The sequence below is a fragment of the Streptomyces fuscigenes genome (genome assembly GCF_021556455.1).
Classification (GTDB): domain Bacteria; phylum Actinomycetota; class Actinomycetes; order Streptomycetales; family Streptomycetaceae; genus Streptomyces; species Streptomyces fuscigenes.
Window position 1 is genome coordinate 1 of sequence record NZ_JAKGCV010000675.1, and the last position, 2,044, is coordinate 2,044.

Below are 2,044 nucleotides of genomic sequence, written 5' to 3' on the forward strand. Positions count from 1 at the left end.
CCGGACCCGGCCGCGGTCGCGCGGCTGCTGCGGCGGCTCGCGGCGGCCGACGCCCCGCCGTTCGCGCTGCTGCGCCGCCGTACCCCCGGCCGGGCCGAGGACGTCGTCGAGGTGCTGGTCGGCGCGGTGCACGAGGCGGACCGGCTCGGTGACCTGCCCGTCGGTGAGCTGCCGTCACTGGCGCTGGTGCCCTACCGGCAGATCCGCGAACGCGGCTTCGACGTGCGCGACGACGGCACACCGCTGGCCGTTCTGGTCGCGGACGAGTCGTACGAAGTGCCGCTGGCCGCGGCCCTGGAGGCGCTGCCCGCGCACGCCGTACGCGTCGAGGACGCCGGTTTCGACCTCGACGACGAGCGTTACGCCGACGTGGTCCGGCGCGTGGTCGAGGACGAGATCGGCACCGGCGAGGGCGCGAACTTCGTCATCCGGCGGACCTTCTCGGGGCGCGTGCCGGGCTTCGGCCGCCCGGACGCGCTCGCGCTGTTCCGGCGGCTGCTGGTGGGCGAGCGCGGCGCGTACTGGACGTTCGTCGTCCACACGGGCGGGGGCGGCCGGGTGCTGGTGGGCGCGAGCCCCGAGGTGCACGTGCGGATGAGCGGCGGCACGGTCGTGATGAACCCGATCAGCGGCACGTTCCGCTACCCGAAGGGCGCGGCCGGGCCGAGCGCCGAGGACCTGCTGGCGTTCCTCGGCGACCGCAAGGAGACCGACGAGCTGTCGATGGTCGTCGACGAGGAACTGAAGATGATGTGCACCGTCGGAGACCGGGGCGGCGTGGTCGTCGGCCCGAGGCTCAAGGAGATGGCCCATCTCGCCCATACGGAGTACGAGCTGCGCGGGCGTTCGACGCTGGACGTGCGCGACGTGCTGCGCGAGACGATGTTCGCCGCGACCGTCACCGGCTCCCCGGTGCGCAACGCCTGCCGCGTGATCGAGCGCCACGAGTCAGGCGGCCGGGGCTACTACGGGGGCGCGCTCGCCCTGCTCGGCCGCGACGCGGGCGGCGCGCAGTCGCTGGACTCGCCCATCCTCATCCGTACGGCCGACATCGACGCGGCCTCGGGCGCGCTGCGGGTCGGCGTGGGCGCGACGCTCGTACGCCACTCGGACCCGGCGGGCGAGGTCGCGGAGACGCACGCGAAGGCGGCCGGCGTCCTCGCGGCCCTCGGCGTCGGCGGCCCGGACCCGACCCCGGCGGGGCGGGCGGCGCCCCGCACGCGGCTGTCCGACGACCCCCGGGTGCGGGCGGCGCTGGACGCGCGGCGCTCGGACCTCGCCCCGTTCTGGCTGCGGATGCGCACGGACGAGGAGGCGGCGGCGCCCGCCACCGGCGAGCACGTCCTGGTGGTGGACGGCGAGGACTCCTTCACGGCCATGCTGGCCCACCTGCTGCGCTCGTCGGGCCTCGTGGTCACGGTGCGTCCCCACGACGAGCCGGGCCTGCGGAGCCGGGTGCTCGCGCACGACGGGCCCGTGATGCTGGGTCCCGGCCCCGGCGACCCGAACGACCTGGGCGATCCCCGCATCCGGCTGATGCGGGGGCTCGCGGCGGACCTGGTGGCCGCGCGCAAGCAGGGGCTGCTCGGGGTGTGCCTCGGTCACGAACTGCTGCTGGCCGAACTCGGGCTGGACATCGTGCGCAAGCGGGAGCCGCACCAGGGCACGCAGAGGGAGATCGACCTGTTCGGCAGGGTGGAGACGGTCGGCTTCTACAACAGCTTCACGGCCCGGTGCGACGAGCGCACGGCCCGGGAACTGGCCGCCCACGGCATCGAGGTCGCGCGGGACGCGGCCGACGGCGAGGTGCACGCGGTGCGGGGGCCGGGCTTCGCGTCGTGGCAGTTCCACGCCGAGTCGGTGCTCACCCGGGACGGGGTGGGCGTGATCGCCCGCTTCCTGGACCACGCCCGCCCGGCCCGCGCCCGGGCGGCCGGCTGACGCGGGGCGGGTCCCGCACCGGCTCAGCGGGGTGCGGGACCCGTGCCTCCGCTCATGGGGTACGGGACCCGCCCGCGGCGCGGCGCGCGGTCCGGGCGCACCG

General features: G+C 76.2%; 1 protein-coding gene. It reads left to right on the forward strand.

Annotated elements, in window-relative coordinates:
- Nucleotides 1–24 precede the first annotated feature (24 nt).
- Nucleotides 25–1,941 (forward strand): anthranilate synthase family protein, encoded by a 1,917-nt coding sequence (locus tag L1885_RS27640; protein WP_235799884.1) that lies wholly within the window; start codon nucleotides 25–27, stop codon nucleotides 1,939–1,941.
- Nucleotides 1,942–2,044 lie beyond the last annotated feature (103 nt).